The sequence below is a fragment of the Chryseobacterium sp. CG10_8 genome, assembly GCF_058117085.1.
Genome location: NZ_JBYVEB010000145.1, coordinates 1 through 5542 on the forward strand (window position 1 = coordinate 1; position 5542 = coordinate 5542).

General features: G+C 33.9%; 4 protein-coding genes and 1 pseudogene. 1 reads left to right on the top strand and 4 read right to left on the bottom strand.

Annotated elements, in window-relative coordinates; translation table 11 throughout:
- Positions 1–568, bottom strand: a pseudogene (locus AC4AGG_RS15090) (hypothetical protein); the annotation flags it as partial.
- Positions 569–578: 10 nt separating this feature from the next.
- On the bottom strand, positions 579–2285 hold the full coding sequence (lysS, locus tag AC4AGG_RS15095) for a lysine--tRNA ligase (RefSeq protein WP_489772848.1): 1707 nt from the start codon (positions 2283–2285) through the stop codon (positions 579–581).
- A gap of 116 nt (positions 2286–2401) precedes the next feature.
- Between lysS and AC4AGG_RS15100 the strand changes: the two genes are divergently transcribed.
- Positions 2402–3376 (top strand): XAC2610-related protein, encoded by a 975-nt coding sequence (locus tag AC4AGG_RS15100; protein ID WP_489772849.1) that lies wholly within the window; start codon positions 2402–2404, stop codon positions 3374–3376.
- Positions 3377–3444: 68 nt separating this feature from the next.
- On the opposite strand, the gene AC4AGG_RS15105 is transcribed toward AC4AGG_RS15100, so the two are convergent.
- Entirely contained in the window at positions 3445–3654 is a 210-nt protein-coding gene (locus AC4AGG_RS15105) for a hypothetical protein (RefSeq protein WP_489772850.1), read from the bottom strand.
- A 66-nt stretch (positions 3655–3720) separates the two neighbouring features.
- Complete coding sequence (locus AC4AGG_RS15110) at positions 3721–5235, bottom strand: carbon-nitrogen hydrolase family protein (protein ID WP_489772851.1); 1515 nt, start codon at positions 5233–5235, stop codon at positions 3721–3723.
- Positions 5236–5542 lie beyond the last annotated feature (307 nt).

Here is a 5542-nt window from a genome sequence, read left to right on the forward strand (position 1 = left end):
AATATTTATGAAGAAAATCAAAATTACAAGGAAGCAACTCTCCTTTAAATATGCGGGAGCTTTTCTTATCTAAATACCCATGATAGAGTAATCCAGATTTGTCGCCACAATAAAAAAGACTTTCGTACTTTGAAAAATGTGAAATACTATCATATTTAGGTTCAATTAATATTTTCGCATCTTTATAGTTTGCATATCCCCACTTGTTTCCCTTTCTAAAAGGAACGGCTTCTTTCAGAAAATTAATATCAAATTCATTTCTTGATATCAAATTACTGCTTTCATCAAAAACATATGTTTGACTTTTAAAGCCATTTTTATAATACCAAGAAGCTTCACCAACATACTTTTCAGTGGTGCAATTATTTTCCTTACTATAACCAGAAAATTGTAATTCGCCAGTAATATAAAAATCTTGAATATAAAAAAGGTCGTCTTTACTTTTTGTTATTTTTCGATAATACTCAGCATTCTCTTTTTTAGTTTCGTTCCAATCCTTATCATAATAACATGATATATCTTGTGCTTGGAAAAGCAAACAAAAAAACAGAAAAAACAAAACCCTCATAATGAAATATTTACACCAAAATCACCAACAAATCATCACCAATTTTCTCAACTTTAGCGATGTTGTTTTTTGTTAAATTCTTGGAAGCTTTATCCCATTTCTTACCAGAAAGTTGAGATTGAGTTTTGACATCTGTCAAATTCATTTCACCTCCATTTTTCTGTAATATATCAAGAATGATTTTTTCATCTTCATTCGCTTCAAACTTCGCGCTTCCTTCTTCCTTCTTCTCAGGTTTCATTTGCGGGAAGAATAACACTTCCTGAATGGATGGATTATTGGTCAAGAACATGATTAAACGATCCATACCAATTCCTAAGCCTGAAGTTGGAGGCATTCCGTATTCCAATGCACGTAGAAAATCTTGGTCAATAAACATCGCTTCATCATCACCTCTTTCAGACAGTGCCATTTGAGCTTCGAAACGCTCTCTTTGGTCAATAGGGTCATTCAACTCGGAATAAGCATTGGCAATTTCTTTTCCACAAACCATCAATTCAAATCTTTCGGTAAGACCTTCCTTGCTTCTATGTTTCTTGGTCAAAGGCGACATTTCGATAGGATAATCTGTAATGAAAGTTGGCTGAATGAAGTTTCCTTCACATTTTTCACCGAAAATTTCATCAATCAATTTCCCTTTTCCCATGGTTTCATTCACTTCGATACCAATAGATTTTGCAAAATCACGAAGTTCATCTTCAGATTTACCTGTAATATCAAATCCTGTAAATTGCTGAATTGCCTCAGTCATCGAAACTCTTGGATAAGGTGCTTTCCAACTGATTTGGTGTTCTCCAAAAGTAGATTCTGGACTTCCATTAACAGCAGTAGCCACATGCTCTAACAACTTCTCCGTGAAATCCATCATCCAATTATAGTCTTTGTACGCTACATAAATTTCCATTGCTGTAAATTCAGGATTGTGAGTTCTGTCCATTCCCTCGTTTCGGAAATTTTTAGAAAACTCATAAACACCATCAAAACCACCAACAATCAGTCTTTTAAGATATAATTCATTGGCAATTCTCATGTACAAAGGAATATCCAAAGCATTGTGATGCGTAATGAAAGGTCTTGCAGCAGCACCACCTGGAATCGCTTGCAAAATTGGCGTTTCTACCTCAAAATAACCTGCGTTGTTAAAAAACTCACGCATGGCATTGAACATTTTTGTTCTTTTAACAAAAACTTCTTTCACATGAGGATTCACCGTTAAATCTACATAACGCTGTCTGTATCTCAACTCTGGGTCGTTGAAAGCATCATGAACCACGCCATTTTCATCAGTTTTAGCTTGTGGAAGCGGACGAAGTGTTTTGGTTAATAAAGTAAAATCTTTCACCATTACGGTCATTTCTCCTACCTGAGTTTTGAACAACTCTCCTTCCAAACCAATAATATCACCGATATCTAAAAGATGTTTGTAAACTTCGTTATATAAAGTCTTGTCATCACCTGGACATATTTCGTCACGGTTGAAATATACCTGAATTCTACCTTCAGAATCCTGAAGTTCGGCAAAACTTGCCTTCCCTTGAATTCTACGACTCATTAATCTACCAGCGATTTTCACACGCTTGCCTTCTTCAAAATTATTTTTGATAGATGCTGTAGTATCTGTTATGGTATATTCAGCAGCTGGGAATGCGTCGATTCCCATTTCTGTTAATTTTTGCAATTTCTCGCGACGGATTAATTCCTGTTCTGATAAAGACATTTTATTCGTTTTTTCGACTTGCAAAAATACGAATTTTTTGAGAATATTTTTTTGCTTTATTAATTATGAATTTGTGCGGTAATAATTAGTAATTTTAATTAAAATTTCTGAAAACCATGAAAACGTATTTTTCGTTGTTCGCTATCATTTTAATTTTGAATTTATCTGCACAAACCATTCGGCTCACAGATTTTTCAAAAGACTATTCGGCAACGATTACCAAAAGTGATGACGAGGGAAAGTATAGTCTAAAAATCATTGAAAATAAGACTAAAAAAGTGATCATCAAAGAAGATGTTAATCTGAGTGATTACGACCTTGAAGACACCGCCTCAAATGTGGTTGAACACCCTTACGGACACCAAAGTATTATTATTTATGATGATTTTAATTTTGATGAAAAAGACGATATCGCCATAAAATATGGTAATGAAAGTTGCTACGGAGGACCTTCCTACAACGTGTATTTATCATTTAATCAAACTTTTAAATACAGTCCCGAATTTTCAGAATTAGGTCAGAATTATTGTGGCTTCTTTGATGTAGACAAAGAAAAAAAACAAATTCACACGATGACAAAGTCGGGTTGTTGTTGGCATCAGTTTTCGGATTTTATTATTAAAAACGGAAAGCCTTTTTTAATACATCAGGTTGAAGAAGCTTATAATCCGGAAGGTAATCTTAGTACTACAAACAAAACTTGGAACGGAAAAAGATATATTACAACAACCTCAGAAACCATTACTTATGATCAATTTGAGGATGCTATCTTTTGTTTTCAAACAGAAAAAGGTCAATATCTCGTGCTTTATATTGACCAAGATAAGAGGTTGAATTACTATTTTTTAGACAAAGAAAAAAATCTGGAAATGAGTTTCATCAATACATTCATCTATTCTAAATCAAACAATTCATTAAAGTTCGATACAGACGACGCAACTTATGTGATTTTTAACGATAAAATTGAAGTCAATTTCAAAAACAAAACTTCCATAATTAAAGCTGATATCAAAACTCGAAAAAATAATCTTTCAGATATATACGCTACCTTCAAAGAGTCTAATATAGAGAATCTGGAGATTGTGGATTGAGTTTTCAATAGATAATTTCACAAAAAAAGCTCCAATTTCTTGGAGCTTTTTTCTAATTTCTTTCTAGATTATTTTGCAGTAGCCGAATCAGCTGGCGCTGCTTCAGTTGTAGTAGCTGGAGTTGCAACAGGTGCTTCAGCTTTTTTAGTTGTATCTGCTGCAACCATCTCTGCTGCTGGCTCCTCAAGCATTACATTAGTTTCTTCAGAAGCTTCTTTCTTTGAACAACTTGCTAATACTAAACTACCGATAAATGCGATTGCGATGAGTCTTTTCATTGTAATTATATTTATAAAATTTCGGCAAAAATAGAACTTATTGACGAATTTAGAAAAACATCTTTTTTAAATTTTGTTTTTCAAATCTGTAATTTGATAAAGATCGCTCCTTCTGTCATCCATTGTTCTTACTGCACCTTTGAAGTGTAGCTCTTTTAGTGCATTAAGGTCAACATCAACAATTAATGTCATTTCAGTGTTAGGTGTGGCTTCATCTTTTACGGCATTGGACGGAAAATTAAAATCCGAAGGTGTAAAAACTGCAGCTTGACCATATTGAATATCCATATTATTAACTCCAGGTAAATTCCCAACACAACCTGCAATAGCAACATAACATTCGTTTTCAATCGCTCTTGCTTGTGCACAATGGCGCACTCTGGTATAAGCATTTTGGGTATCTGTAAGATATGGAACAAAAAGTATTTTCATTCCTTGGTCGGCGAGAATTCTTGGAAGCTCTGGAAACTCCACATCATAACAAATCACCAAACCAACTTTTCCACAATCGGTATCTATAACTTGAATTTTATCACCGCCTCTCATGCCATAATATCTCCTTTCATTGGGTGTAATGTGAATTTTTCTGTATTCATCGATTTTACCGTTTCGGTGCAACAAATACGAAATATTGTATAGCTCCCCGTTTTCTTCAATAGGCATACTTCCAGAAATAATGTTCACATTGTAACTTATGGCGAATTCTGAAATTTTGAGTTTGATCTGCTCTGTAATTTTTGCCAATTCTAACATACTTTCCCTTTCGGACAAATGATTGAATGGTGCTAAAAGTGGGGTATTGAAAAGTTCTGGAAATAGTACAAAATCCGCTTTGTAATCTCCCATTACATTCACAAAAAATTCTACTTGATTATAAAATTCTTCCAAATTTTTGAAATGTCTCATTTGCCACTGAACCAATCCCAAACGAACGACACTGTCCTGCATGGTATTTGGTTTCTTACTGTAATAGATATTATTCCACTGCAAAAGGACTGCATTTTCTTTGGAGCTTTCGTCTTCGGGAAGATACTTTTTCAGCACTTTTCTTGGCGAAAAGCTATTGGAAAGTTGAAAAGACAATACTGGGTCATAAATCTCTTTGTTTCTGACTTTCTCAATATAGGCTTTGGGTGAAAGCTTGTCGCTGTATTGATGGTAATTCGGAATTCGGCCACCGAGAATAATTGATTTTAAATTTAATAATTCGCAAAGCTCTTTTCTCGCATCATATAATCGTCTTCCCAAACGCAACTCCCGAAATTCTGGATCGACAAAAATTTCAATACCATACAAAACATCTCCGTTTTCGGTGTGCGTATTAAATGTATAATTTCCTGTAATTTCGCTATAGGTATGGTCATCACCAAACTCCTGATAATTAACAATTATCGATAGACTGACTGCTGCTAATTTTCCATCTACAATTATGCAAATCTGTCCTTCGGGAAAAATTTTGGTGAGCTTTTCGATACTTTTTTTTGACCACAAATTTTCCGACATTTTTGGATAAGCACGCTGCATGGTTTCTCTAAGTCCATCATAATCGCTTACTCGTAATGGCCTAGTCTCTACTTGCATAAAGTAATTTTTGGGGATTTCTTATTCCTGTAAAATAAGCATTTTATTTGAAAAAGCCATTCTTAATTCAGAAAAACATGACCTTTTGATTTAAAAAAAAGAACATTTTATACTTTCTTCTGTCAAGCTGCAGTAAAATCTGTCAAAAAAAACAGAATATTAGTTACCAGCTAAAATCAACGAACTGCAGTAGATAGAGACGCTCATAAAACTTTCAAAGTCGTGAGTATAATTTTTGTTTAAAGAAAAATAGACTTGCAAATTCCTAAAAGACTTTGACAAATTATGCCAAAGTCTTTTTTTTAAA

What these genes read in the sequence shown, in the direction of transcription:
- AC4AGG_RS15110 (WP_489772851.1), bottom strand. Translation starts at nt 5,235, where the DNA reads ATGCAAGTAGAGACTAGGCCATTACGAGTAAGCGATTATGATGGACTT.
- lysS (WP_489772848.1), bottom strand. Translation starts at nt 2,285, where the DNA reads ATGTCTTTATCAGAACAGGAATTAATCCGTCGCGAGAAATTGCAAAAA.
- AC4AGG_RS15100 (WP_489772849.1), top strand. Translation starts at nt 2,402, where the DNA reads ATGAAAACGTATTTTTCGTTGTTCGCTATCATTTTAATTTTGAATTTA.
- AC4AGG_RS15105 (WP_489772850.1), bottom strand. Translation starts at nt 3,654, where the DNA reads ATGAAAAGACTCATCGCAATCGCATTTATCGGTAGTTTAGTATTAGCA.